Consider the following 25,882-nt stretch of genomic DNA (forward strand, 5'->3'; position numbering starts at 1 on the left):
TTTTATTTGCCAATATTGATATGTATGTATGTCATAATCTCCCACTCGCTACCATTATCAAATCCAACTGGACTTATAATTGGTTCTGGGGCAAATTCAATAGCCTGATTTGGCAAGTATCTTGGGGAAAATTGATCTAACGACCTCCAGGTACCCCGGATTCCCACCTGAGTACTTGGAAGAATAAACCAATCTGGTTTACCTAAAGTGGTTGATATATCCAACATTAATTGTAATGGATACGTCAGGTTGAAATCCCTGTGGTAATCAAAAGGTCCCCAATCGTTCACTTTGACATGGGTCCGGAATTTCATGTTCTTATAAATGGCTCTAATATCCCCTCCAAAACGTTTGATTAATCTTTCACTATCACCGTTTGCCTGTCCATTTCCATAGTAGAAGCTTCCAATGATTCCCAAGTCTGAATGCACTTTAGAAACCATTCTGGAGTGGATTTCCCACAAATCTTCAGCGGGAATGGAATTTGGGAAAGCAAAGAAGGTCCTGTCAGCGTTAAAACCAATATGCGAATCAATGGTTGTAGGAAGATGACGATACACAAATCCAAGATTCATAGCGAATTTGGCATCCTCCGCCCTGTCGTTGTCCCATTCGTACATCCAAGTACCCGGAGTCGGGTCGAAGGTCAATAGAATCTCACCTGCAGTGGTCTCTCTGTTGCCACGGACGGAAAAGGGATCATCAATATTGTTTCTTAAGCGTCCAGGTGCATTTACATCATTAGGCATTGGGTCTACCAATGGTTTTTGATAGAGAAAGTTGGGCGCAATTTGGAAATTTCCTGCAGCTACGGTAAATCCAGTCAAGAAATTTGCTTGGTTTCCGCTTCCGGTATCTTTTAACTTCCAACCTGTAAATGTCAAGGTCTGGTCCGCGCCGCCATTCGCGACAAGTCCCATAACTGCTCCTTGACCGTACCAATTGAACTTACCACCTTCATACGTAAGCTTTACCTTGCCACCCCAGTTGTCATCTGAGTTTACAACATCTTCAAAAACTACATAGTCACCGGGAGTACCTCTTACATCTTGGAACGTACTTCCATTCAAAGGGTTTCCAGCCCAAATACCGCCGACATGAAGGCCAAATTTGCCAAACTCCCTTTCAATGCCCAAGGTTGCTCTTTCGGTTGGCCAAAAGGGGATCACACCACTTCGTACTTGGTTTGCATCCAGCACCCGTCGTCCACTTTCGTCAAAGACAAGCTCAGTTTTAAAATCACGGTGGTAAATCCCTGTAACGTCAAACTTTCCAATGTGCTTTTTGTATTTAAAGAGCATTGTAGGGTTGGCTCCCCACCACAATTGTGGTCCAATGGCCGCTTGTAATCCTTTTAAGACCCCTTTGCCGTCGATTTCAACTCCAAGAATCTGACCATTGTAGATATCCAAGTTCGGCCCATAGTTGGCTTCTGGATACAATCCAAAGAAATCACCCTCGTAGCCCCAATGGTAGTGACCGGTTCTATAAAAACCTCTAAGGTCAAATTCTTTTGCCTTCCATTCGAATTCGGCTTGGTATACGGCCAACCTATTGTTGTCATCAAGCACAACATCGCCTTGAGGCGAACTTATCGTGATAGGCCTTGCACGATTCTCATAAAAGATTTCATTGATTGGATTCTGAGCAACATTTCCAAGAATATTGAAATTCACCTCTGCGCGCATATTGGGAGCAGGGTTACCTTCAATACCAACAAAATAGGATTGCATATGATCAAACCCTAGTTGGTTTGGAAATGTATTTGGGTCATCTAGATCAGCATTGTCAGGTGTGGTAATTAAACTGCCTCCTGTGCTGAATGTGGAGAACTTTGCCTGAAGATTGCTTATACGCAGTAAGTTACTTTGCTCCCCGCGCAATGCGGCTTTATCGCCACGTGCCTTGAGCACCGCTTCCATTAATTCAATATTGTCGAAATGGTTTTCTACAAAGGCATGGTCGATGCCTTCAGCATATGGGTTGAGTTGATGCGCTTCTTTCAGGGCATAATAGGCGGCTCTTGGATAGAGCTCATAAAGCCCACGTGGGTTTGTTGCCCCTTTGGCACATATTCCAAACCACTCTTCATTCATGTTATTAGCTCCTGGGGAGCCTAAATCTCTCGCATATCCGCCATTTGACCAAGATGCATTATTGTCATGGACATCCGCATTTTTTCGGTCATCAAAGCCAAATTTCCACCAGCCATCACTAAACTGAAATGTAAAACCTCCAATTGAGTTTTCTACTTTTCCCAGTCCTGCCGCATTTTCATAGATTTCCTTCCAGTTACCCACCATATAATAAGCCTGGGAAAATTGGTCTTCCTTGTTTTCAACTGCGTTGAAAGCATCTGCACCAAATTCTGTAAACATCACCGGCTTATTCAGTTTGTCCTTAACCACTTGAAACATATCACCGAAGGATACTCCTCGATAGGTGTTGGTTCCATAGATATCCACGTCTTTACATTCTTCCGCTACAATATCAATGAACAATACATCTCCATTACAAATTGCCACTGGATGGGAAGGGTCCATTGCTTTCATTTTTTTAGCAGCCTCGTTCATTAACCTATACATAGGACGTCCTCGACTCTCACCAATAAATTGAATTCTTCCTTCATCATCTGGGAAATCCTCGGTTTCCGCTCCGGCCCAAAAGAGGCCATAGTTGTTCTCGTTACCCAATAAATACAATAGTAGTCCAGGGGTATTCTTATACCCATTTACCAACTCCTCCATTTCTGACATTAAAAACTCAGCGGTTTTTTCATCATCATAAATGGTTACTGGAGTCCATACACCATCCAATGTCAGCCCATATCGGCCAAAAGAATGGTTGAGCATGGTGTAGATTCCGTAGTTTTCGTAGATATACTGTATCCATTTTGCAGGAACGCCAGTATATTGACGAATAACATTGACTCCCATGTTCTTGAGAAGTGACATCTCATGGTCAAGTCCTGCCTTAATAACATCATCGGACTTTTTCCAAAAATTTGCGTTTACGGTATTGGTTCCAATGGGAATGTAATCCCAGTTCATACCGTTGATCATGAAATCCTCGCCATTGACGACCAATTTCATTCCTTCCTCATTGCTAACAACAGAAACTTTGTCTGCTTGTGCATAAGCACCCACGGCAACCAAGAAAAGTAATAATCTGAATAGATAGTTTTTCATAGTAGAGTTTAGTTTAATTTGATCCGTACCGAAATCGAAAAACATTGAAGCGGTTACGATTTTAGATTTTTCGGATGGTTAAACATATCCTAAAAAAATAGGAAGTCCATAATAAATACCTCAACAAAAAATATACATGGCAATAATTTGATGTATTTTTTGAATTATTCTCAAAATCCCCATTTTTAAAGGGATTGCAAGCCTATGAAGACTTTATGATTTTCTGGAAATTTTCTAGTTGTATAGGTAATGTTGAGGTAAATGGAAAGCAGTGTTGCTTTTTAAAGCTTGAGAATGTAATCTACCAAATTGTCATCGTGGGACAAATTCATTTTTTTTCGCAATCTATAGCGTTTTATCTCTACACTTCGAGGGGAAATATTGAACATTGGAGCTATCTCTTTGGAGGATAAATTAAGGCGGAGGTAAGCACACAGTCTTATATCATTGGGAGATAAACTTGGGTGTGAGTTTTTCAATTTCTTTAAAAACTTTCTGTCTGCATTATTGAATGCTTCTTTAAACAATTCCCAATCATCATTTTGTTTTAAGTTTTTATCAATAATTGTGATTATTGACTTAACCGACTCCTTATTTTCAACACTAGTGGCCAACTGTTCTTTCACTTTTGAGAGCAATTCATTCTTTTTAATGATACTCATGGTAGAGGCTGCCAGTTCATTACTCTTGCTCTTAAATTCTTCTTTTAATTGTTGGTTTTTGAGTTTGATAATCTCCTTCTCATTTTTGGCGTTGGCTAGCGCCATCTCCCGTTGGTTTTTCTCAATAAGTTTTTCTTGGCGTTTATGATAATAACGTCTATATGCAGTATGAATGGTAATTGAACCCAAAATTACCGCTATTAAATAGATGATTAAAAACAGATTGGAACTATACCAAGGCCGTGCAATCTTAAAACTATATGATGCGCTATTATTGGACATATCCTCACCTATCTTAGCCCGTACTCTGAAGGTATAGTCTCCTGGGGGCAGGTTTTCAAAGGTTACCGATGAATTATCGCTCCAATCACTCCAATTGGGATATATGCCTACCATCATATATTGATACTGTGGCTTGATATATTTGTTATACGTAGGCACATAATACGAGAATTCCAGGTTGTTTTCTGAATTTTGAAAGTCCCCTTTCAAGTTTTGTTCGATAAGGCTCTTTTCTGTTTCACTGCGGTCTTTCCCTCCCCCTTTTATATTCGCAATATTGACATTGAACTCATTTTCCTTAAAATCGTGAATATTGATTGTAAGATACCCGGACCGAGCTCCGAATAGGTATCGGTCTTCATCCAGCGCGGTAGCACTTTCATAGCTGATTATGCCGTTTCGCATATCCTCTGTCAGTGGAATTTGCTTTATGCTCGGGGTACTTCCTAAGCCCCCACCGGGGACAAAACCAATACTGGAATTAGAAAATGTCCATAAATGTCCATTCTTTTTGTCCAAAACCATTTTACCTGAAACATATTCGTCCTCCACATATAACTTGCTCAATATGCCATCTTTTATAAACCTTTTTTTGTTCCAATCGTATTTGAATATTCCTTTTCTGTAGGCATATAAAAGGTCCCCTTTATACTTTACAATGCCAGAGTTCGAACCTTTTATCAAGGTATCCATCTCCATCTTTTTCAATTCCAAAAGGTCTTTGCTCAATTGAAGTTTAAACACACCTTTATATTCATGATTTACAAAAACTTCATCTTCAAATACCTCGAAATGCCGCGAGGAGTGTTCAAATCCCTTAATCTTATTTCTTAACTGCCATGAATTATTCGTTCTTTCCAGCACATATAATCCATCATAGTTGCCTTGCAACAACAGATTGGGCTTGTCCGCTATCTCTCCTATCTTCCAAGTTCCCTGAACATCCGAAATTCTATTCAACCGGTCCTTTTCTACCGTATATGTTCCATTGTGGTGGCCACAAAACAAGATTCCGTCAATTACCTCCAGCGACCATACTTGTCCATGCGTACCTTCTATAAACTTAAATTCAGATTGACCTGCTATAGTCTTGTAAAAAAGCCCTTGATTAGTGCCCAAATACAAATTCCCATCTTTTATGGCCGAAGCATAGACGCTTCCCACCAGTCCTCCACTATCTGGATATATGCGAAATGGTGAGCCACTGTTGACGAAACTTATTCCAACATCCAGTCCCATCCAGATATTGCTATCAACATCTTCATATAATGATAGCACTGTATTGTTTTGTAAGCTTTTGGTTTGATCAACATGATCGATTAATGTGCCATCTGCATCAGTAAGCATTAATCCATTGGATATCGTACCCAATGCAAACCCTCCATCGCTTAACTGTAAACCGCTATAAAGACTAATTTCGGAAAGCAAATCATCTACCCCTGTTTCCCATTTAACAGGTCCATTATCATCTATTGAATAAAAGCCATTGTTCTTGGTAAGGACAAGTATTTCTCCATTCTTTTGGAACATATTTATTATCTCGTCATCCTTCAGCTGAGTTGAACCATAAACCAAAACACCCTTTCCGTTCTCGATTTTAAAAATCCCCTGGCCTATTTTTTGAAAATATATGGTTTGACCAACTCTAAATATTTTCGGCAGAAAAGCATCCGATTCAATAATATTTACTGAATTATCTCCAACATTAAACACATAAATACGATTATGTGATTGAAAAACAACATATTCTCCTTGTTCAAGAATTCCCCAAAACTCCTCATCTTGAAGTAGGCCTGCTTTAATTTGTTTAGATAAACTAGTGTATTCCAGAGTTCCTTTATTATCCTGTTTCCAAAAGCCGAACTCCTTGTAACATCCGGTGTAAATTCTTGAACCAATTACCTTTACAGATCTAATAATGGATTCATTTGGTGAAGGATATAAGGTCCACGAAGCGCCATTAAACTCAAGCAGTCCGTTGTTATTGGCTACATAGATTTTTTTGTCGATGCTTTGAGATATCGCCCAGTTTTGACTTTCCGCACCATATTCAGAAGGTGAAAAATTTTGTGTGGGGGGGAGTTCTTGGGTAAACCCTATACTACATAGGGTAAGTGCAATACATAATAGAATGTGCCCTGGTTTAATCACAGAATTTAATTCCAAGTTAGTCGGGGGTCACTTTGTTTAAGCAAATACAAAAAAAAGTGTACTAATAGGTTTGTAGGGTTAAACAAAATCAACTTCCGTACATTTAAAGTACATAAAATCATTTTATGATTACCCGAAGAGTAAATTTATTTATTTAAACAAACTTATCAGTAGTCGTTCTAAAAAACATCAGTTTATGAAAAAGATAACAGCATTGCTTATTTGTACTTTCCTATCGTTCGGAATTAAAGCTCAGAGTATTATCGGCGCCTGGGAGGGCTATTCAACTTCTGAGAATGGGGACAAACTCAAAAACGTGGTTATTTTTGCCGATGGCTATCAAGTAATCAGCATATACAATGCAACATCAGGAAAATTTGTTCATTCCAACGGTGGCACATGGAAATTAGAAGGTGATATGATGACCGAGAAAGTAGAATTTGACACTGATAATCCTTCACGCGTAGATTCTGAAGTAAGTTTCGAGGTAATTATTACTGAAAATACCATTCAGATTGCTGGTTCGGAAATGAAATTAACCAGATTGGATAATGGAACACCTGGTAAATTGCAAGGTGCTTGGTTAATGTCCGGCAGAATTAGAGATGGTAAAACCCAAGTGCGCGATACCAATAGACCAAGAAAAACCATGAAAATTTTATCCGGGACCCGATTTCAATGGATAGCGTACAATACAGAAACAAAACAGTTCATGGGGACCGGAGGGGGAACGTACACCACTTTAAATGGTAAATATGCCGAAAACATCGAATTCTTTTCAAGGGACGATTCAAAAGCTGGATTGAGCTTAGAATTTAATTATGAGTTGATTGATGGAAAATGGCACCACTCTGGTTTATCCAGCAAAGGAGACCCTATTTATGAAATTTGGAGCACTAGGAAGTAATTGTATTTAGCAAGGACAACCCATGGTTAGCAAAAAATGAAAAGTTCCCAAAATCATAATAATGGTACGAATACTATATAGCTGGAAAGTAGCTCCAGAAAAATTGGAGCTTTTTATTGAGACATGGAAAAAAACCACAAATAAGATTCACGAAGAGGTTAAAGGGGCAAGAGGTAGTTTCATGTTACAAAACCATGAAGATTCCACTGCAATAATGACCATTGCTAGATGGGATTCTTTTAATGATTGGAAACAATTTTGGCACGAAGGCAATCATAGTCAAATGGGCTCCATGCATGATTTGGGTGAGCGGGTTTCCGTGGAAATCTATAACGAAGTAGACGATTTTACAAAGTAAGAATCGCTGAGAGCTTAGCGAAATATGACAGGTAATAGAGAAATAACAACAGATTATAAGAATCGTATCAATAGGGTTTTTGAATATATTGATGAAAACCTGCACGGCGATTTATCGTTGAACACTATTTCTGAAGTTGCTTTTTTCTCACCATACCATTTTCATCGTGTGTTCAAATTTATCACCGGTGAAACCTTAAATCAATATGTAACTCGGCGAAGAATAGAGAAATCAGCGTTGGATTTACTTCATAAAACCATCCCTACAACTGAAATAGCGCACAAATTCGGCTTCAGTCAAGTTTCAGCCTATACAAGAGCTTTTAGAAAATATTATAATGTCAGCCCCACGGAGTTTCGAAAACAAAACCCAAATAGGTTTAGCAAGATTCGTCAACTGAATAGCAAGAATGGTCAAAACTATCCCGATAGCGAAAAATACATTTGCATCATCAACAATCTTAAAAACTGGATAGAAATGCATGCAAAAATCGAAATCAAAGAAATCCCTGAATTGAACGCAGCCGGAGTAACCCATATTGGAATGAATGGTGTTGAAACTGCTTTTGAAAAAATTATTCACTGGGCCACACCAAAAGATTTATTACAAGATCCAGAAGCCAGGCTTGGAAGGGTATTCTATGATAGTGCTAAAGTTACTGCTCTGGACAAAGTCCGCATGAGTATATTTTTACTTACGAAAAAGCCTTTTGAAACTGATGGTGAAATCAACCGATTAACCATTAACAAATCCAAATGTATCGTAGGGCGTTTTGAGATAACTCCAAACGAATTTGAAAAAGCATGGACAGGCCTTTTTGTATGGATGAACGAAAATGGATATAAGAAAAGCCCAGAAAATCCCTTTGAAATTTATCACAATGATTTTAGGGAACATCCTGAGAACAAATTCATTGTGGATTTGTATATTCCTGTAGAATAAATCTTTATAACAATGTGAATATCAAACAACTTAAACAATGGAAAATAGCAGCAATTATATCGATGGATTTGTACTTCCCATACCAAAGAATCACCTCAACCAATACAAACAGGCGGCTATAGAGGTTGCAAAGATTTGGAAGGAACATGGCGCACTAGAATACTTTGAATACGTTGGTGACGATTTAAAATTGGAAGGAACACGTTCTTTTCTTCATGCTATTGATGCCAAAAAGGATGAGGTTATCATTTTTGGTTGGGTTGTTTTCGATTCACGGGAAGCTCGAGACCTTGCGAACGAACAGGTCTCTGCAGACCCAAGAATGGTGGACCTAATAGCCCCATTAATAGATTCATCCCAAGTTATTTTTGATGCGACCAGAATGGCGTATGGCGGATTTCAACCGCTCATCTGATTAAATCACCCATTTGCAAAAAACAACCAACTTTTAAACAAAATATTATGATAATTCAAGTAATCAAACTAAAATCTCTGCTGCCGGAAGCAGAATTATTAAAAAGAGCTAAAGAACGAGAACCACAGTTTCAAGCTCTTAAAGGTCTTTTGCAGAAATACTATGTAAAACTTGACCAACCTGGGCAATATGGAGGAATTTATATCTGGGATTCCCAGGAATCGTTAAATGCCTATCGAATATCCGAATTAGCAGCTAGTATTCCGGGAGCTTATGAAATCACTGAAGCTCCAAATATTGAAATTATGGATATTCTTTTCCAACTTAGAAAATAAATTCAAAGACTATCCTAGGTCGAGGTATGTGGTTTTCATATTAAAGCTTTCTAAATGCCTATGCATACTTTGGCCAAAAACCCTACTTTTGGGCAAAATTTGATGGATTGAAGATCGTTTCTTTTTTCATAATTGCCCTGTCCTTTTTTATAACATTTGGGCAAGATGCTCCTGCTCCAACAGAAGGAAGACAGATTAACATTGTGTATGGGGCCAATTTCACCAAAAATGAGGAAAAATATCCAGGAGCTTCCATATTCAGTAAGGACGATGAGCGTCAAGTCCAGTTCGAACACCAGGGTGCCGACCTGTGGTGTGACATTGCCATTTTTTATTCTGCAGAAAATCGTTTAAGAGCCATTGGGAACATTCGCCTGCAGCAAGGGGATTCTATCGAAATGAACAGTGGTAAAATCGATTATGACGGTAATACCAAACTGGCCAAAGCTTGGGAAAACGTCGATCTAACGGATGGACAAATGACCTTGACAACAGACACGTTGTATTTTGATCGGGAAAATCAGTTATCCTATTACCGTTCAGGTGGAAAAGTGGTCGATTCCGCCAATGTCCTTACCAGTATCATCGGTAATTATTTTATGGAACTTAAAAAAGTGCAGTTCCGAAAAAAAGTACATATCGACAATCCCGAGTATATCATAGATTCAGAACAACTCGATTACTATAGGATTTCGAAGAATGCATATATGTACGGACCTTCAACTATAGTTGGTGAGGACTATCAGATTTACTGCGAGCGTGGGTTTTACGATACGAAAATTGAGCAGGGTTATGGGGTTAAAAACACCACCATCAATTATGACAACAAGATTATTGAAGGCGACAGTCTATATTTTGACAAAGTGACCTCTTTCGCTTCCGCTACTAACAACATAAAAATCACCGATACTATCAATAATGGGGTTATAAGGGCACATTATGCTGAAGTTTTCAAAGAAAATGACTCCGTTTTTGCCACAAAAAGAGCAGTTACCATAAGTCTTGTGCAGCAAGATTCGCTCTATATGCATGGAGATACGCTAATGGCCACCGGTAAACCTGAGGAAAGAATAATTAGGGCTTTCCGTAATGCAAAATTTTACAAAACGGACCTAAGTGGGAAATGCGATTCCATTCATTTTAGTGAAGCAACCGGTGTTACAGAACTAATTACCGACCCTATCATTTGGAATGTGGAGAACCAGATAACTGGAGATAGTATCCATTTAATATCCGACAAGAAAACGGATAAATTGGACTCTCTAAAAGTGCTTGAAAATGCTTTCATTATTTCATTTGACACCATTGGAAAAAAGGGATATAATCAAGCCAAGGGAAAAGACCTCTTTGGAAAATTCATTGAAAATGAACTTAAAATCATTGATTTAATCAAGAATACAGAGGTAATCTACTATGTATATAATGATGATGATGAGCTGGTAGGAATTGATAAGACGATTTGCAGCAAAATTCGACTGGAAATGGCCAACAACGATATTGAAGATATTACCTTTTTCATCAATCCAGATGGAGATATTTTTCCGGAGACTGACCTTCCGGTAGAAAGTCGAAAGTTAAAAGGCTTCGTATGGCGTGGCGATGAGCGCATTCTTACCAAAGAGGACATTTTTGATGAGGACGACAACAATATCGAATTGGTGAAAATTCGCGGAATTGACAATCCCATTGACATCGATGCTGAAGAACAAGAGCGGCAGAAAAAAGGTGGTGGAACGGTGATTAAAACTCCCAATACCCAAGCTACCAAACCAAAAAAGCCCGAGGTTAAAAAAGTGCAATAACCCTCATGTCAAAAGAAGACTTCCTTAAATATCAAGCTCAGACCACTCCACATCCCCTTGGTTTGGAGATTTCGCATGCAGAAGGAAGTTATATCCATGACACGGAAGGGAACGCTCACCTGGATTTTGTTGCCGGAGTCTCTGCGTGCAGCTTGGGACATGGCCATCCCAAAGTGGTCAATGCCATAAAAGAACAGGCGGAAAAGTATATGCATGTTATGGTATATGGCGAATATATCCAAGGACCAGCCGTGGCCTATACCAAACTACTTGCCTCTCTACTGCCACCAAACTTAGAAACCACCTATTTGGTCAACTCTGGTACCGAAGCCATTGAAGGGGCCATCAAATTGGCTCGCAGAGTAACCGGGCGTTCCCAGTTAATCTCAGCAAACCATGCCTATCACGGGAATACCATGGGCAGTTTGAGTTTGATGGGCTATGAGGAGCGGAAAAGTGCTTTTAGACCATTAATTCCAGATGTGAGCTTTATTCAGTTCAACTTGGCATCTGATCTTGAAAAAATCACTGACAGAACAGCCGCGGTAATTCTTGAAACTATTCAAGGGGGAGCTGGTTTTATTCTTCCTTCAGACGGGTACCTTGAAAAGGTAAGAAAACGCTGCGATGAGGTTGGTGCCCTTCTGATTCTTGATGAGATACAACCGGGTTTTGGAAGAACTGGAAAACTTTTCGCTTTTGAACACTACAATTGTGTCCCAGATATATTGGTCATTGGTAAGGGAATGGCTTCAGGTCTTCCAGTTGGAGCATTCGTTGCTTCCAAGAAAATGATGGATTCCCTTCAAGTAAGTCCAAAACTTGGTCACATCACCACTTTTGGCGGTAATCCAGTAATTGCTGCTGCCAGTTTGGCTACTTTGGAGGAAATCACTGAAAGTCAGATAATTGAACACACCTCTATAAAAGAAAAACTTTTCCGAACCCGTTTGGTACATCCTTTGATTAAGGAAATAAGGGGTAAAGGGTTGATGCTTGCGTTGCTCTTTGAGAAACCGGAAATTGCCAATTATTTGGTACTGGAAGCAGCTAAGGAAAGACTTATACTTTTCTGGTTGCTTTTTGAACCAAAAGCGGTTAGAATATCGCCACCTTTGACAATTTCTGAAAAAGAAATTACTGATGGGTGTGAGCGAATTATCAGTGTTTTAGACGCATACAAGCCTATCCCTGTTAACTAAATTGTTGATAACATACCCCTGACAACGACTTAATGATGCCCACAAACGGCTAATTTTAAGTCCATAGTTAAACCAAACACGTTCCTATGGCGTTAGATTCTAACGAAAATCCTGACAAGTCCATCAGCAAATTTGAGTCCATGCTCAAAACAGATGACGTGTATTTCTTTGACGCGGAGGACTTTGAGGAAATTATTCACCACTATCTTAATAACGGAAAGGTTTCTCTGGGTAAAAAGGCCATCCAAATTGGACTGGAACAACACCCCAACTCTTTGGAATTAAAGTTATTACAGGTCGAAGTAATGGTTTTTGAGGATAAATATGACGAGGCTGAAAAAATGTTGGACCAACTCCAGAACATTGACTCCAACAACGAAGAAATCTATATTCAACGCGCCAATATTCAATCTAAACAAGACAACCATCCTGGTGCTATAAATCTGCTTTTAGAGGCACTGAACCTTGCCGAAGATAGTTTTGATGTTCACTCATTGTTAGGTATGGAGTACCTTTTTATGGATGATTTTGAACTGGCCAAACGCAGTTTTATGAAATGTGTTGAGTTTGACCAAAGTGACTATTCCTCTTTATACAATGTTGTGTATTGTTTTGAATTCTTAGAGGATTTTGACGGCGCCATTCACTATCTCAACGACTATTTGGAAGATAGCCCCTATTGTGAAGTGGCTTGGCATCAGTTAGGCAAAATGTACTACATCATCAACATGTACCAAGAAGCTTTGACCGCTTTTGATTTTGCTATAATTTCCGATGATTCTTTCATCGGCGCCTATTTTGAAAAAGGTAAGGTCCTGGAAAAATTGGGTAGATACAATGAGGCCATCGAAAACTACGAGACCACCATATCTATTGAGGATCCAACATCACACGCCTATTTAAGAATTGGCCGGTGTCATGAAAAATTGGGCAATAATGATTTGGCAAAATATTACTATTACAATACTGTGCACGAAGACCCTCTTTTGGACAAAGGATGGCTAGCTATAACTGATTTCCATTACAAGCTGGGCAACTATGAGAAAGCACTCTATTATATCAATAAGGCCATAAACATAGATGGTGAAAATCCAACCTATTGGAAACGAAGTGCTAAAATTTATGCTGCTCTCAAGAATTTTGACGAGGCTGATTTTGCCTATAAACAAACGGTTGATTTGGGTAACTACGAATTTGACACCTGGAACAACTGGGCCGATGTTCTCAAAAACACAGGAGATTTTAGCTCCTCTATACAGGTTTTAGTTCAAGGGCTGGAGTTTTATCCGGAAAGTGCTGAACTGGTGTTTAAGTTGGCGGGTATGTATCTCAAAAGTGGTGAAGTGCTAAGTGCTAAGGAAAAACTGGCAGAGGCCATGCAACTCGATATTGATAAATTACAAATATTCGAAAATGAATTTCCTGAGTTCAATAAAGTAAAATGGCTGCAAACTTTGGTCTCTGAAATTAAAAAGGCTTCCACTTAAACCCTCTATTCCATTACCCAATTTATGAAAGTACGCCAATTTAAAGATTATGTGCTCATCACACTAAAAGGAATGGCCATGGGTGCAGCAGATGCCGTTCCCGGTGTTTCTGGCGGAACAATTGCACTTGTTTCTGGAATTTACGAAGAGCTTGTTGGAACAATCAGTAACATTAATTTGGAGTTATTTAAGTTGCTTTTTCAAGGAAAGTTTAAAGCTTTTTGGAACAAAGCCAACGCAAATTTTGTTCTAGCACTGGGAATAGGAGTTTTAGCAAGTTATGTCTCCTTCATGAAATTAGCCAAATACTTACTGGAGTATCATCCAATATTGATTTGGTCTTTTTTTCTTGGTCTTATTGTAGCCAGTATTTGGTATATGGGCAAGCAAATTCCTAAATGGACTCCCATTTTGATACTATTTTTAGTTATTGGAATTGGATTTGGATATTTTTTGACCACATTGCCTACGGCAGAAGCAAACGGGAATTTGACTTACTTTTTCTTTTGTGCAGCAATTGCCATATGTGCAATGATTCTTCCCGGAATCTCGGGAACCTTCATTTTAATATTATTAGGTGCATATAGTACTTTAAGTACCGCTATTGCCGATTTTGATGTAAAAAAAGTTCTAATTTTTGTATCTGGAGCTGTAATTGGTTTGCTTAGTTTTTCAAAAATTTTAAAATGGTTGCTCAGTAAATATCACTTCCAGACCTTTGCCGTCCTTACGGGACTAATAATTGGTTCAATTAATCAAGTTTGGCCCTGGAAAAAGGTATTGGAAACCAAAACCTTTGGTGATAAAACCGTAGTTGTCGATGACATAAACGTTTGGCCCTCAGCCTTTGAAGGTGACAATCAATTAATACTTGCCGTAATCTTAGCATTGATAGGTTTTTCGCTTATTTTTATCTTGGAAAAAGTTGCTTCCAAAAAATAAGAACACCCTATTTTCAAATGCATCAGCCTAGAACACTTCTGGATAATTTTTTTTTGGTGATAAAAGGACTTTGTATGGGAGCCGCCAACAAGGTTCCTGGTGTTTCTGGAGGAATCGTTGCTTTTGTGGGTGGGTTTTATGAAGAATTCATTTATTCCCTTCAAAAAATAAATTCCAAAGCCTTTAAGCTCCTTTTTAACGGGAGGTTCAAGAGTTTTTATCGATATACCAATGGGCAATTTTTGCTTCTATTGATTTTTGGTATGCTGGTTAGCTATTTCAGTATATCAAGGGTATTGGATTATTTTCTGGCTCAAAAAGAACTTTTTGTCTGGGCAGGTTTCTTCGGAATGATTTTGGGGTCTATCTACTATATCGCGAAAGACTTTCACCACTGGAATAAAAAAACTGTTCCAGCGGGCATAATCGGGTTAATCATAGGTATTTCCATTAGTTTTTTAAGTCCGGCTACCCAGAACGATAATTTGATATTTATCTTCTTTTGCGGGATTATAAGCGTTTCCGGTATGACCTTACCTGGACTTTCGGGATCATTCATTCTTATCCTTTTAGGAAATTACGTCCTTTTGCTTGTCGATTCGGTAAATGCGCTTTACGATACGCTTTCTGAAGTGTTTGCAGGAGATTTTGGCTTTGTCAACAACGAAAAAAGAATGGAAACCCTTAAAATATTAGCTGTTTTCACATTGGGTTCGGCAACGGGGTTGGTCACCTTTTCACATTTGTTGAGTTATGTACTCAAACACTTTAAAGAAATCTCAACCGCTGTAATTTTAGGTTTTATAACAGGTTCACTAGGCGTCGTTTGGCCTTGGAAAAGGACTATTTTTAAATTGGATGAAGTAGGCACCACTTTGATCGATAGCAATGGAGATAAAATTGTGCTTAACTACGAACGCTATTTTCCAAATTTGGCCATTGCCGAAACTTGGTGGGCGGTACTTTTTGTGGTTCTAGGAATTTTGGTATTATTGGCTTTGGATTGGTATGGAAAAAACAGGAAAGAAAAAAAACAGATTCGGGCTTCTAGGTAAGGAAATTTCATATTCCTTTTCCCAAAGATATTTTACTTCAAAGTTTGAAGAATTAGGTCTTTCGGATTATAGCTACGAAAATTATGATATTCCCGAAATTTCTGACTTAGAAACTATCTTGAAGGAACAAGACCCAAAGGGTTTTAATGTCACAATTCCATATAAGGAAGAAGTAATTCCGTTTTTATCCGCTTTGGACCCCATTGCAAAAGAAATAGGTGCTGTAAACACCGTAAAAATCACCCAAAATGGGCTCATTGGTTACAACACGGATGCTTATGGATTCCAAAAATCATTGGAACCCTTTTTAAAGCCCCATCATACGAAAGCCTTGATTTTAGGAACAGGTGGTGCATCAAAAGCAATACGATTTGTATTAGAGCAACTGGAGATTGACCACACCTATGTTTCAAGAACAAAAAAAGAAAAGCAACTTTCGTATGCAGAGCTTGATGAAAGAATCATCACATCAAATCAACTCATCATTAACTGTACTCCCCTTGGCACACACCCCAATATTAACGAAAAACCACCTATCCCGTATCAATTTTTAAGTAATGAACATCTTTTGTTTGATTTAATCTACAATCCTGAGAAAAGCGCTTTTTTAAAAGAGGGTGAAACAAAAAACACTGCCATTTGTAACGGTTTGGATATGCTCAAATTTCAAGCTGAAAAGGCTTGGCAAATCTGGAATGATTCATAAAAAAACTCCCTTTCCAAGCTGTATCCATTTGATTCATATGTAACAAAACTCCCCCAAAAGAAGAATTAATACCTTTGGTAGTGGATAATATAGTTGTTAACTTGGCTATAATTATCGTCAATCATAGGAAAAGCAACTACTGATGCAGGAAAAGGAGCAAAAACTTCAGGAAACTGAAGGTGGTACTGAGCATATAGCGGATAACGTAGAAACAACAGCGAAAGAAAACCCCAATTCTGAACCAACAACATCCGAAGAGCCAGTAATAACAGATAAGGAAAAAGAGGATTCAAAACCTGAGGCTGACGTCTCTGATGAAACTCAAGAAAGCACTACTTCAAACGAAGAAGAGGAGGCCGATGACCATATAGAGGAAATTGAAGAATCGAATGCGGAGGATGCGGAAGATGTGGAAAATGAAAAGAGACATCATATTCCAATGTTGGATTACCACGCCATGTCAATGGAGAATCTTGTGGGCGAGTTGCAGCGCTTGGTGAAAAATGAAAAGATTCAGGCCATAAGCAAACATGTCAGCTCCATCAAATATGAGTTTGACCAAAAATTTCAAGAATTTTTAGAACATAAAAAGGAAGAATTTGTCGCCAACGGCGGAAATGAAATAGATTTTAGATATAACTCAGTTGCCAAGCGGCAGTTTAACGAGGTTTACTCTGAATTTCGAGAAAAAAGAGATCAATACTACAAGCAACTAGAACAAAACCTCAAGAGCAATCTAGAAAAAAGACTTGATATCATTGAACAGCTCAAGGGGCTTGTGAATGTTGAAGAAGATATCAACACGACATATAAAAATTTTAAAGAACTGCAGGAAAACTGGCGGAATGCCGGTCCTGTTCCTCGAAAAAACTACAATGATGTATGGCGCACTTACCATCATCATATGGAGATTTTCTACGATTTTCTTCACCTAAACAGGGAACTTCGGGATCTTGATTTTAAGCACAACCTAGAAGAAAAGCTGAAATTGGTTGAAAAGGCGGAAGCGCTAGCAAAGGAACCAGATATCAACAAAGCCTTTCGCGAACTCCAAATGTTGCATAAAATTTGGAAAGAGGATATTGGTCCTGTGGGTAAAGAGCAACGGGAAGAAGTATGGGAACGCTTTAGCAATGCCACCAAGGCGATGCACAACCGTAGGCAAGAACATTTTCAGGAATTAGAAAAAGATTACGAGAAAAATCTGGAAAAAAAGCATGAGATTATTGCTTCAATTACCAGCATCGCGGAAAATGTTTCAAGCAACCATAGAGCACTTCAGCAACAGATAAAGGAAATAGAAGTACTTCGAGAAGCATTCTTCAAAGCCGGAAAAGTTCCGCAAAAGGTGAACGAAGAGACGTGGAGTGCCTTTAAAGAAGCGGTCAGAAACTTTAATAGAAACAAGAATTCTTTCTATAAAAACCAGAAAAAGGACCAGCTTGACAATCTTGAAAAGAAAAAAGCGCTTTTGGGTCTTGCAATTGCCCTAAAGGATAGCGAGGATTGGGATATGGCTACCCCTGAGATGAAGCGTATACAAAGCGAATGGAAGAAAATAGGTCATGTGCCTCGCAAATATTCAGATAAAATCTGGAACGAATTCAAAAGTGCATGCAATCATTACTTCGACCGCTTACATTCGGATAAAAATGATTCCCAAAAAGAAGAGTACGAAAATTTAGAAAAGAAAAGCGCCTGTTTGGAGCGTTTGAAAGCCTTTCAGCTAAGCGGGGACCAAGAAAAAGATATTGAGACGTTAAAAAAATTCCTGGAAGAATGGAAACAATATGGTCGTATCCCGTACAGAAAAAAGCATATCAACGGCAAGTTCAACAAGATTGTGGATGCCCTCTTTAAAAAATTAGGAGTAAGCAGACAACAGTCGGAACTTCTAAAGTATGGCGATAAAATGCAACAGCTTGTAAAAGCCGACGATGATTTTGCCATTAATAACGAAAGAGCCTTTATCCGCAAAAAAATAGACGAGAGCAAGTCCGAAATCAGACAGTTGGAAAACAATCTCCAATTTTTCTCCAATGCTTCTGAGGATAATCCTTTAGTAAAGGATGTCGTCAAAAACATTGACCGCCATAGGGAATCATTGGAAACTTGGCAGGCTAAGTTGAAAAAACTCAATATCCTTAAAAACAATCGTAATAAGGAAGAGGAAGCTAAGAGCAACGAAGAAGAGTAAGTCCTTTCTTTATAATAGTTAAGCACTGGCCTTCCTATCGAGCCCAAAGTCAATCAATATTGTTCCAACAAATAATTGATTAAATCTGTTGTTGTTACTATCCCCACCAATTTACCATCTTCTGCAATTGGTAGCGCATGAAATTCTTTTTGAGCAAGAAATTGAGCTACTTCCCTGATTGTGGTTGTTGGTGAAACGCTTATGACATCTCTGGCCATGACTTGAGATATGGTGAACATATTATACACCATAGTATCTACGCTGTCCTCGGTTTCGTCTACTGCGTCAGCAAAGCTGATTCTTAACAAATCCGTTAAACTAAGCATCCCCAAAATGCTATTTCCGGAGACGATGGGGATATGTCTTATTCCATATTGCTTAAAGTACTTTTCAGCCGTCGTAAGATCATCGTTGACGGTCAAAGTGACCAAATCCTTGGTCATTATTTTGGAAACAGGTATGTTCTTTTTCATTTGGATAGGTTTTAATATCTACCCATGAAATTACCTTAGTTCCTCTTAGAAAAATATGATAATTATCAGCGTTACTTTGCCACATTGACGGAACGGGTCTCCCTTATCACCGTTACCCTTACCTGACCTGGATAAGTCATATCAGTTTGGATTTTCTGTGAAATCTCAAATGAAAGTTCAGCCGCTTTGTCATCGCTTACTTTTTCACTTTCAACAATCACACGCAATTCCCTTCCCGCCTGAATGGCATATGCTTTTTGCACACCATTGAAACCAAAAGCGATATCTTCCAAATCTTTCAGTCTTTGGATGTAAGAATCCAACACCTGTCGGCGAGCACCTGGTCGCGCACCACTAATGGCATCGCACACCTGTACAATTGGCGAAATCAAGGTGGTCATTTCTACTTCATCGTGGTGGGCACCAATAGCATTGCACACCTCTTTTTTCTCACCGTATTTTTGAGCCCATTGCATTCCTAAGATGGCATGAGGTGTCTCCACTTCGACTTCGGTCATCGGAACTTTTCCAATATCGTGCAAGAGACCTGCACGTTTTGCCAATTTTGGGTTCAAACCTAGTTCTGCTGCCATAACCCCACAAAGTTTGGCAACTTCTCTGGAATGCTGCAGTAAGTTTTGCCCGTAAGAGGAACGATATTTCATTCGACCCACAGCTTTAATCAATTCTGGGTGAAGTCCATGAATCCCTAGATCGATTACCGTTCTTTTTCCGATTTCAGCAATTTCTTCATTGATTTGCTTTTCAGTCTTCTTAACGATTTCTTCAATACGAGCTGGATGAATTCTTCCATCCGTTACCAATCGATGTAATGACAGTCGGGCAACCTCTCTTCTGACAGAATCAAAACAAGAAAGGATAATCGCCTCCGGTGTATCATCCACGATAATCTCAACTCCTGTAGCCGATTCCAGGGCCCTGATATTTCGTCCTTCCCGACCTATAATTCGTCCTTTTACATCATCAGATTCCAAATTGAATACCGAAACGCAGTTTTCCACTGCTTCCTCCGTACCAATACGTTGAATGGTGTTGATAATAATTTTTCGGGCTTCTTGTTGTGCGGTAAGCTTGGCTTCTTCCAAAGTACTTTGAAGATAAGCCATGGCGTCCGTTTTGGCAGTTTCTTTTAGCGATTCCAACAGTTGACTCTTTGCGTCTTCCGCAGAGAGCCCTGAAATCACCTCAAGCTGTTGCACTTGACTCTTATGTAATTTCTCTAACTCTGACTGTTTTTTCTCAAGAATTTCACTCTTATATGATACTTCCTTGATTCTTCCCTCTAACTGTTCATTCAGTTTTTTTCCTTTAGAAAGTTCGTTGCTGATCTGTGATTCTTTATCTCTTGTTCGTTTCTCAGCTTCCGATATTTTTTTATCCTTGTTGATAATGACTTTTTCGTGCTCGGCCTTGAGCTCCAAAAACTTCTCCTTGGCTTGGAATATTTTATCTTTTTTTATGCTTTCCCCTTCCTTCTTCGCCTCTTTTATGATATCAGTAGCTTCTCTTTTAGCATTGGAAATGGTTTTTGTGGCCTTTCCCTTCTCTAACATTTTAGCAATAGCAAATCCTATTACCAATCCTACGACTGCAGCTACAACAATTATGATAGTGTTATCCATGTTGATTGTGTTTGGTTATAAAAAAAGCCCACATTGGGCGAAGTTTTGTACAAACTCCAAATTACAGGTTTAGGGCTAACAAGCTGCTCAAGGATCCCTATACAGGTAGGGCCTGCTTTTACAACTTAAACTCACCCTTTTCAAATATAATAGTGTTGAGTTTGTCAAAATTTATTACCAATGTGGGCAGTAACAATATTTTATTTAAAAGAACTTATTCTCCCAGTTTGGAATGTACTAAATCATTCAATGCCTTGAGCCGCTCCAGTGCCGCCGTGGTGTTTTCAGACTTATCAATTCCTCCTTGTTCGATTTTGGAGGCAAACTGCAAGGCACACATTGCAAGTACATCTTGCTTGTCCCTTACTGCGTAATTCTGCTCAAATTTTTTGGCCAAATTATCAATATTTTTGGCTGCTTTTCTTAATCCTTCCTCTTGTTTAGGGTCTATTGTTAATGGATATACCCTATCCGCAATGGAAAGCTTTATTTTGAGCTTTTCCTCCATATTTAGTTACAAGCTAATCTGCAAGTTTTGCGATGCAAACGTCAAGTTCGCGAATCAACGTATTTATCTTGAGTTTAGCTTCTGTTTTATTCGTATTACCACCCAGCATCGAGTTTGCCATTTTAAGGGAATTGTATTTTTCTTCCCATTCTGATGCGACGTTCTGTTGCAATTGGTTCTCCTCTTTTGCAAGGTTTACTTCTTCTTTCAACTTAGCATTAGCCTTGTGCAACAATTCTAACTTGTGCAACAATTTGCTTACTTTATTTTCTAAAGAATCTACAATTTCAACCAGTTCGCCCATATGCAAACATCAATGCGTATAACACAAAGTTAACCAACCTTGCCATACCTCGCAATACTTTTAAGATTTATTCTTGAGGTAATTTCTGGCACTTTTATTGCTTTTGACTAATCAAAACATTGGTTACTTTCGTAAGTAATTATAAACCACAGTATGCGCCCATATTTTTTTGGAGTTCTTTCTTTCGTTTCTCTATTCTTAACCGCCCAAGAAAAATACCCTCAAGAAACTTTTCGTTCCCCTATGGAAATTCCATTGGTTTTAGCCGGAACTTTCGGAGAACTTCGATCCAATCATTTTCATGCCGGTATTGACATCAAAACCCAAGGAAGGCAAGGCCTTCCGATAATCGCTATTGCCGATGGTACGGTGTCTAGAATAAAAGTATCTCATTGGGGATATGGCAAAGCACTTTATATCGCGCATCCCAACGGATATACTTCAGTATACGCGCATTTACGCAAATTCGGTCCAGAAATTGAAGACTATATTAAAAAGTTACAGTATAAAAAACAATCATATGAGGTAGAGACATTCCCTGATTTTGGCGAATTGAAGGTTGCGAAAGGTAGCATAATTGCCTATTCCGGAAATACCGGTGGTTCCTCTGGCCCACATCTTCATTTTGAAATTCGAAATAGTGTTACTGAAAAGCCTACAAATCCATTGCTATATGGCTATGAGGTTAGAGACGCCACCGATCCGTCATTGGTTGGATTATTTGCTTATCCGCTCTCTAGTGATGCAGCAATCAATCAAAGCGCTAAAAAGATTCAATTGAACTATACGAAACAACCAGACGGCACCTTCCTAGCAGACAAAATCAAAGCTATCGGTGTTATAGGTTTTGGTTTCAATGGTTTTGATAGGCAAGATATGGCAGCGAATAAAAATGGAGTCTATGCCGTTAAACAAATTGTCAATGGAAAGATTTATTCGGAATATGATTTTGAAACTTTTTCTTTTGGTGAGTCACGATACATTAATACGCTAATTGATTATGCCCATTTTGGAAAATTTAGGCAACGCATCCAAAAATGCTTCAAGGAACCCTACAATAGACTGGGAATTTATAAAACCCTGCACAACAATGGAAAAATTACAGTAAAGGAAGGATTATCCTATAACGTGGAAATTCATATTTCCGATATTAAAGGGAATTTGACAAAACTTGTTATTCCAGTTGAAGGGGTTAGAGAGGAGGTCAAAATAAAAAAGAAAGATAATTCTACCAAAGATTTTGTGATTGCAGATAAACCCAACAACTTTGACTTGGGTGCTGCCAAGGTTTATTTTCCGGCCAACACTTTTTATGAGGATTTCTACATTGACCTAAAAAAAGGGGCTGATACTATTTCCATCCATGATAAAAGTGTAGCTGCCCATCGAAATTTTACCATAAGTTTTGATGTTTCCAAATATTCGTTTGAAGAACGGAAACAACTATTCATTGCCCGTTTGAATGATAAAAAGATGCCCATTCATTCAAGAACCTTTAAAAGGGATGGATCGTTCACTACCCGAACGCGTTCCTTTGGCATGTACACTTTAGCAAAGGACACGGTATCACCAACAGTCAAGGCTAAAAATTTTAAAGAAAAACAATGGCTTAGCAATTATAGCTACCTAAGTTTGGAGATTTCCGATGACTTAAGTGGTATCAGCACCTACAATGCCACTTTGAATGGGGAATGGATTTTGATGGAGTATGAGCCAAAGACTAAGACGATCATTTATAATTTTGACGACAAAATATTAAATGAAACGCAATGCGATCTAAAAGTGGTCGTTACTGATAATGTGGGTAATTCCAGTACCTTTAAGAGTACTTTTTTCAGAAAATGACAATGTGATCCATGTAAAACGCCTTCTTGTTCCACTAGCGATTTTATGGGTTTTTCTTGCCCAAGGTCAAACCGCGACCATGTTGGGTACCGTTCTGGATGAAAACAACAATCCTATTCCGTCGGTAAATATTGTATCAGGAAACACGGGAACCGTTACAGACTCCAACGGATACTACCTTCTTGAACTTATTGCGGACGCCAAAAACAGCATCACTTTTTCACATTTGGGACATGAAAATGTTGTTCTTCAAGACTTAATCTTGAACACAAACGAAACGTTTGAATTCAATCCGGTGATGAAAACGGATGTAATTCAGGTGGCCGGGGTTGAAGTAACACCGACGGGTGACAAAGTTTTAGAAGGCATAACTACGGTAGAACCTGAAATTATACGAAATATTCCTGGAGCTAATGCCGGGGTTGAAAACATACTTAAACTCCTCCCTGGTGTATCATTCAATAACGAACTCAGCACACAATACAATGTTCGCGGTGGTAATTTTGATGAAAATCTGGTCTATGTAAACGGCATTGAGGTATATCGACCGTTCTTGGTGCGTTCCGCACAGCAGGAAGGGCTAAGTTTTCTGAACAGCCATATGATTTCACAAGTAGGTTTTTCATCCGGAGGATTTCAGGCCAAATATGGGGACAAGCTCTCTTCTGTACTTGACATCACTTACAAAACCCCAGTGGATTTTGGTATTCGAATGGAAGGAAGTCTTTTAGGAGCAGGCACGACCCTCGAAACCATTTCAAAAAACAAGAAGTTCAGTAGCATTTCAGGCGTACGTTACCGGAACAATAGTTTTTTGGTAAATAGCCAGCAGACCCAGAGCAACTTCAACCCAAAGTTTGTGGATGCGCAAAGCTATTTGACCTACAGATTTTCCAAAAAATTCCATTTGAGTTTTTTAGGAAACTATGCTATTAACGATTACGAAAACCAACCGTTGACCCGCCAGACCAATTTTGGAACCATAAACAGTCCTAGGGCGCTTTTGGTTTTTTATGAAGGTGAGGAGAATAGCAAGTATGTCAATGCCATGGGCGGCCTCAAAGCCGACTTTTTGGTAAATGATCACCTAAAACTTAATACCACCGCTTCAATTTATCATACCCAAGAAGAAGAATTTTCAGATGTTATCGCTTCCTACGAATTGGCAGAAGTCGACACGAATTTAGGTGGTGACAATCTTGGTGGAGTCACCTCATCGCGTGGGGTGGGTTCGCAATTCAATCGGGCAAGAAATCAATTGGATGCTTTAATCTTTAATCTAGCCCATCGGGGCAAGCTCAAGAAAAATGGAAAATCTTTAGAATGGGGTGTAAAATTTACCCATGAAGATTTTCGAGATCAATTGAGGGAGTCGGAGTTTATAGATTCTGCAGGTTTTTTTATTCGGCCTTCAAGTCCACCCGTAATCAACAACCAGCCAGAAGAGCCTTTTACCGGAGATCTTATTGCTTTCGAAGGAGTGCAAGCAACAAATTTTGCCAAAACCAATCGATTTTCTGGTTTTGCCCAGTACAGTCAACACTCGCAGTGGGGCTACAACGATATTTATGTAAACCTTGGTATCCGTGCACAGCATTGGGTTTTAAGCGGAGCGGGTTTCGACTCTAACGTTCAAACTTTGTTCAGCCCCCGCGCCCAGTTTTCCATTAAACCTAATTGGCAAGAGGATCTTTTATTTCGGTTTGCGGTTGGTAGTTACCAACAACCACCTTTGTATAGAGAATTAAGAGCTATAACAGGTATGATAAATCCAAGTGTCGAGGCTCAAAAATCCATTCATTATGTAATGGGTAGTGAATTCAGCTTCAATTTATGGAATCGTCCTTTTATTTTGACTGGTGAAGCTTACTACAAAGATTTGGACAATGTAAACACCTACACCGTGGAAGATGTTCGTATTCGCTACGCCGCCCAAAATAATGCAATAGCCTATGCTTATGGAATGGATTTTAGATTAACAGGTACATTTGTTCCTGGCGCTGAGTCTTGGGTGAGTCTTGGCTACTTAAAAACAGAGGAAAACATTGCTGACCAAGGGTATATTTCAAGGCCCACGGATCAACGTTTTAAACTAGCAGTGCTATTTCAAGATTATGTGCCGACCATCCCCAATTTAAAGCTCCATCTTAACTTGGTTTATAACACCGGTGTTCCCGGGGGTTCACCAAATAATGCGAATCCTTACGATTTTCAGAATAGATTAAGAGATTATAGAAGGGCAGATATGGGAATTTCCTATATTTTTGCCGACAGCAAAAACAAGCATCCCGAAGGTCACTGGTTACATAGTTTTAAGGAATTCAGTTTTGGTTTTGAGATTTTTAATATGTTCAACAATCAAAATTCCATCACAAATACATGGGTGCGCGATGTAGATACGCAGACGCAGTTTGCAGTTCCCAATTTTCTGACCAGCCGAGTGCTCAATGTAAGATTTGGAATGCGTTTTTAAATGAA

20 protein-coding genes and 1 other RNA gene are annotated in these 25,882 nt (G+C 39.0%); 14 read left to right on the forward strand and 7 right to left on the reverse strand.

Annotated features, from left to right (window positions below; translation table 11 throughout):
• Positions 1-2 precede the first annotated feature (2 nt).
• Together ACOKFG_RS14150 and ACOKFG_RS14155 are read right to left on the reverse strand one after the other, a co-directional pair.
• Positions 3-3,188, reverse strand: coding sequence for a glycoside hydrolase family 2 TIM barrel-domain containing protein (locus ACOKFG_RS14150; RefSeq protein ID WP_299485913.1), 3,186 nt, complete (start codon positions 3,186-3,188; stop codon positions 3-5).
• 281 nt (positions 3,189-3,469) lie between these two features.
• Positions 3,470-6,298, reverse strand: coding sequence for a triple tyrosine motif-containing protein (locus ACOKFG_RS14155; protein ID WP_299485915.1), 2,829 nt, complete (start codon positions 6,296-6,298; stop codon positions 3,470-3,472).
• 181 nt (positions 6,299-6,479) lie between these two features.
• Here ACOKFG_RS14155 and ACOKFG_RS14160 point away from each other — a divergent pair, with 181 nt between their 5' ends.
• The 12 genes from ACOKFG_RS14160 (at position 6,480) to ACOKFG_RS14215 (ending at position 18,631) form a co-directional block, all read left to right on the forward strand.
• Complete coding sequence (locus tag ACOKFG_RS14160) at positions 6,480-7,190, forward strand: membrane or secreted protein (protein ID WP_299485917.1); 711 nt, start codon at positions 6,480-6,482, stop codon at positions 7,188-7,190.
• Between the two features lie 61 nt (positions 7,191-7,251).
• A complete protein-coding gene (locus ACOKFG_RS14165) occupies positions 7,252-7,548 on the forward strand; it encodes an antibiotic biosynthesis monooxygenase (RefSeq protein WP_299485919.1) in 297 nt (98 codons plus the stop codon).
• A gap of 24 nt (positions 7,549-7,572) precedes the next feature.
• The gene (locus ACOKFG_RS14170; RefSeq protein ID WP_299485922.1) at positions 7,573-8,490 is read left to right on the forward strand and encodes an AraC family transcriptional regulator; all 918 of its coding nucleotides are present in this window, start codon (positions 7,573-7,575) and stop codon (positions 8,488-8,490) included.
• A 37-nt stretch (positions 8,491-8,527) separates the two neighbouring features.
• Positions 8,528-8,905, forward strand: a complete 378-nt coding sequence (locus tag ACOKFG_RS14175) for a DUF1428 domain-containing protein (protein WP_299485924.1) — start codon at positions 8,528-8,530, stop codon at positions 8,903-8,905.
• Positions 8,906-8,952: 47 nt separating this feature from the next.
• On the forward strand, positions 8,953-9,240 hold the full coding sequence (locus ACOKFG_RS14180) for a hypothetical protein (RefSeq protein WP_299485926.1): 288 nt from the start codon (positions 8,953-8,955) through the stop codon (positions 9,238-9,240).
• Between the two features lie 128 nt (positions 9,241-9,368).
• Positions 9,369-11,042, forward strand: a complete 1,674-nt coding sequence (locus ACOKFG_RS14185; RefSeq protein WP_422862193.1) for an OstA-like protein — start codon at positions 9,369-9,371, stop codon at positions 11,040-11,042.
• Between the two features lie 5 nt (positions 11,043-11,047).
• On the forward strand, positions 11,048-12,244 hold the full coding sequence (locus tag ACOKFG_RS14190) for an aspartate aminotransferase family protein (RefSeq protein ID WP_298790701.1): 1,197 nt from the start codon (positions 11,048-11,050) through the stop codon (positions 12,242-12,244).
• A gap of 86 nt (positions 12,245-12,330) precedes the next feature.
• Positions 12,331-13,731: a tetratricopeptide repeat protein gene (locus ACOKFG_RS14195; protein WP_298790703.1), complete on the forward strand. Its 1,401-nt coding sequence runs from the start codon at positions 12,331-12,333 to the stop codon at positions 13,729-13,731.
• A 24-nt stretch (positions 13,732-13,755) separates the two neighbouring features.
• Positions 13,756-14,673, forward strand: a complete 918-nt coding sequence (locus tag ACOKFG_RS14200) for a DUF368 domain-containing protein (RefSeq protein ID WP_298790705.1) — start codon at positions 13,756-13,758, stop codon at positions 14,671-14,673.
• Positions 14,674-14,690: 17 nt separating this feature from the next.
• The gene (locus ACOKFG_RS14205) at positions 14,691-15,728 is read left to right on the forward strand and encodes a DUF368 domain-containing protein (protein ID WP_298790707.1); all 1,038 of its coding nucleotides are present in this window, start codon (positions 14,691-14,693) and stop codon (positions 15,726-15,728) included.
• Positions 15,682-16,434 carry a shikimate dehydrogenase family protein gene (locus ACOKFG_RS14210; RefSeq protein WP_298790708.1) on the forward strand — a complete coding sequence of 251 codons (753 nt, stop codon included), beginning with the start codon at positions 15,682-15,684 and terminating at the stop codon, positions 16,432-16,434. The genes ACOKFG_RS14205 and ACOKFG_RS14210 overlap by 47 nt, the downstream gene beginning before the upstream one ends.
• 142 nt (positions 16,435-16,576) lie before the next feature.
• Positions 16,577-18,631: a DUF349 domain-containing protein gene (locus ACOKFG_RS14215; RefSeq protein WP_298790711.1), complete on the forward strand. Its 2,055-nt coding sequence runs from the start codon at positions 16,577-16,579 to the stop codon at positions 18,629-18,631.
• Between the two features lie 53 nt (positions 18,632-18,684).
• Here the strand turns inward: ACOKFG_RS14215 and ACOKFG_RS14220 are convergent, their stop codons facing one another.
• From ACOKFG_RS14220 to ACOKFG_RS14240, 5 genes are all read right to left on the reverse strand, one after another.
• On the reverse strand, positions 18,685-19,104 hold the full coding sequence (locus ACOKFG_RS14220) for a CBS domain-containing protein (RefSeq protein ID WP_298790713.1): 420 nt from the start codon (positions 19,102-19,104) through the stop codon (positions 18,685-18,687).
• Positions 19,105-19,175: 71 nt separating this feature from the next.
• Positions 19,176-20,747 carry a ribonuclease Y gene (gene rny / locus ACOKFG_RS14225; protein WP_299174327.1) on the reverse strand — a complete coding sequence of 524 codons (1,572 nt, stop codon included), beginning with the start codon at positions 20,745-20,747 and terminating at the stop codon, positions 19,176-19,178.
• Positions 20,748-20,798: 51 nt separating this feature from the next.
• Positions 20,799-20,908, reverse strand: a non-coding RNA gene (gene ssrS, locus ACOKFG_RS14230) — 6S RNA.
• Between the two features lie 53 nt (positions 20,909-20,961).
• Positions 20,962-21,255 carry a cell division protein ZapA gene (locus tag ACOKFG_RS14235; RefSeq protein ID WP_298790717.1) on the reverse strand — a complete coding sequence of 98 codons (294 nt, stop codon included), beginning with the start codon at positions 21,253-21,255 and terminating at the stop codon, positions 20,962-20,964.
• A gap of 13 nt (positions 21,256-21,268) precedes the next feature.
• Positions 21,269-21,559: a hypothetical protein gene (locus tag ACOKFG_RS14240; RefSeq protein WP_298790719.1), complete on the reverse strand. Its 291-nt coding sequence runs from the start codon at positions 21,557-21,559 to the stop codon at positions 21,269-21,271.
• Positions 21,560-21,712: 153 nt separating this feature from the next.
• On the opposite strand from ACOKFG_RS14240, the gene ACOKFG_RS14245 reads away from it, so the two are divergent.
• Together ACOKFG_RS14245 and ACOKFG_RS14250 are read left to right on the forward strand one after the other, a co-directional pair.
• Complete coding sequence (locus tag ACOKFG_RS14245; RefSeq protein ID WP_299485933.1) at positions 21,713-23,404, forward strand: M23 family metallopeptidase; 1,692 nt, start codon at positions 21,713-21,715, stop codon at positions 23,402-23,404.
• Positions 23,358-25,877 carry a carboxypeptidase-like regulatory domain-containing protein gene (locus tag ACOKFG_RS14250; RefSeq protein WP_422861494.1) on the forward strand — a complete coding sequence of 840 codons (2,520 nt, stop codon included), beginning with the start codon at positions 23,358-23,360 and terminating at the stop codon, positions 25,875-25,877. The genes ACOKFG_RS14245 and ACOKFG_RS14250 overlap by 47 nt, the downstream gene beginning before the upstream one ends.
• The last annotated feature ends 5 nt before the right edge of the window (positions 25,878-25,882 follow it).

It is taken from the genome of Flagellimonas rhodophyticola, from assembly GCF_049332665.1.
GTDB lineage: Bacteria > Bacteroidota > Bacteroidia > Flavobacteriales > Flavobacteriaceae > Flagellimonas.

Coding starts and splice junctions, on each gene's coding strand:
- ACOKFG_RS14150 (WP_299485913.1), bottom strand. CDS start 3,188: ATGAAAAACTATCTATTCAGATTATTACTTTTCTTGGTTGCCGTGGGT.
- ACOKFG_RS14175 (WP_299485924.1), top strand. CDS start 8,528: ATGGAAAATAGCAGCAATTATATCGATGGATTTGTACTTCCCATACCA.
- ACOKFG_RS14180 (WP_299485926.1), top strand. CDS start 8,953: ATGATAATTCAAGTAATCAAACTAAAATCTCTGCTGCCGGAAGCAGAA.
- rny (WP_299174327.1), bottom strand. CDS start 20,747: ATGGATAACACTATCATAATTGTTGTAGCTGCAGTCGTAGGATTGGTA.
- ACOKFG_RS14220 (WP_298790713.1), bottom strand. CDS start 19,104: ATGAAAAAGAACATACCTGTTTCCAAAATAATGACCAAGGATTTGGTC.
- ACOKFG_RS14245 (WP_299485933.1), top strand. CDS start 21,713: ATGCGCCCATATTTTTTTGGAGTTCTTTCTTTCGTTTCTCTATTCTTA.
- ACOKFG_RS14190 (WP_298790701.1), top strand. CDS start 11,048: ATGTCAAAAGAAGACTTCCTTAAATATCAAGCTCAGACCACTCCACAT.
- ACOKFG_RS14235 (WP_298790717.1), bottom strand. CDS start 21,255: ATGGAGGAAAAGCTCAAAATAAAGCTTTCCATTGCGGATAGGGTATAT.
- ACOKFG_RS14165 (WP_299485919.1), top strand. CDS start 7,252: ATGGTACGAATACTATATAGCTGGAAAGTAGCTCCAGAAAAATTGGAG.
- ACOKFG_RS14160 (WP_299485917.1), top strand. CDS start 6,480: ATGAAAAAGATAACAGCATTGCTTATTTGTACTTTCCTATCGTTCGGA.
- ACOKFG_RS14240 (WP_298790719.1), bottom strand. CDS start 21,559: ATGGGCGAACTGGTTGAAATTGTAGATTCTTTAGAAAATAAAGTAAGC.
- ACOKFG_RS14200 (WP_298790705.1), top strand. CDS start 13,756: ATGAAAGTACGCCAATTTAAAGATTATGTGCTCATCACACTAAAAGGA.
- ACOKFG_RS14205 (WP_298790707.1), top strand. CDS start 14,691: ATGCATCAGCCTAGAACACTTCTGGATAATTTTTTTTTGGTGATAAAA.
- ACOKFG_RS14195 (WP_298790703.1), top strand. CDS start 12,331: ATGGCGTTAGATTCTAACGAAAATCCTGACAAGTCCATCAGCAAATTT.
- ACOKFG_RS14250 (WP_422861494.1), top strand. CDS start 23,358: ATGTGGGTAATTCCAGTACCTTTAAGAGTACTTTTTTCAGAAAATGAC.
- ACOKFG_RS14215 (WP_298790711.1), top strand. CDS start 16,577: ATGCAGGAAAAGGAGCAAAAACTTCAGGAAACTGAAGGTGGTACTGAG.
- ACOKFG_RS14210 (WP_298790708.1), top strand. CDS start 15,682: ATGGAAAAAACAGGAAAGAAAAAAAACAGATTCGGGCTTCTAGGTAAG.
- ACOKFG_RS14170 (WP_299485922.1), top strand. CDS start 7,573: ATGACAGGTAATAGAGAAATAACAACAGATTATAAGAATCGTATCAAT.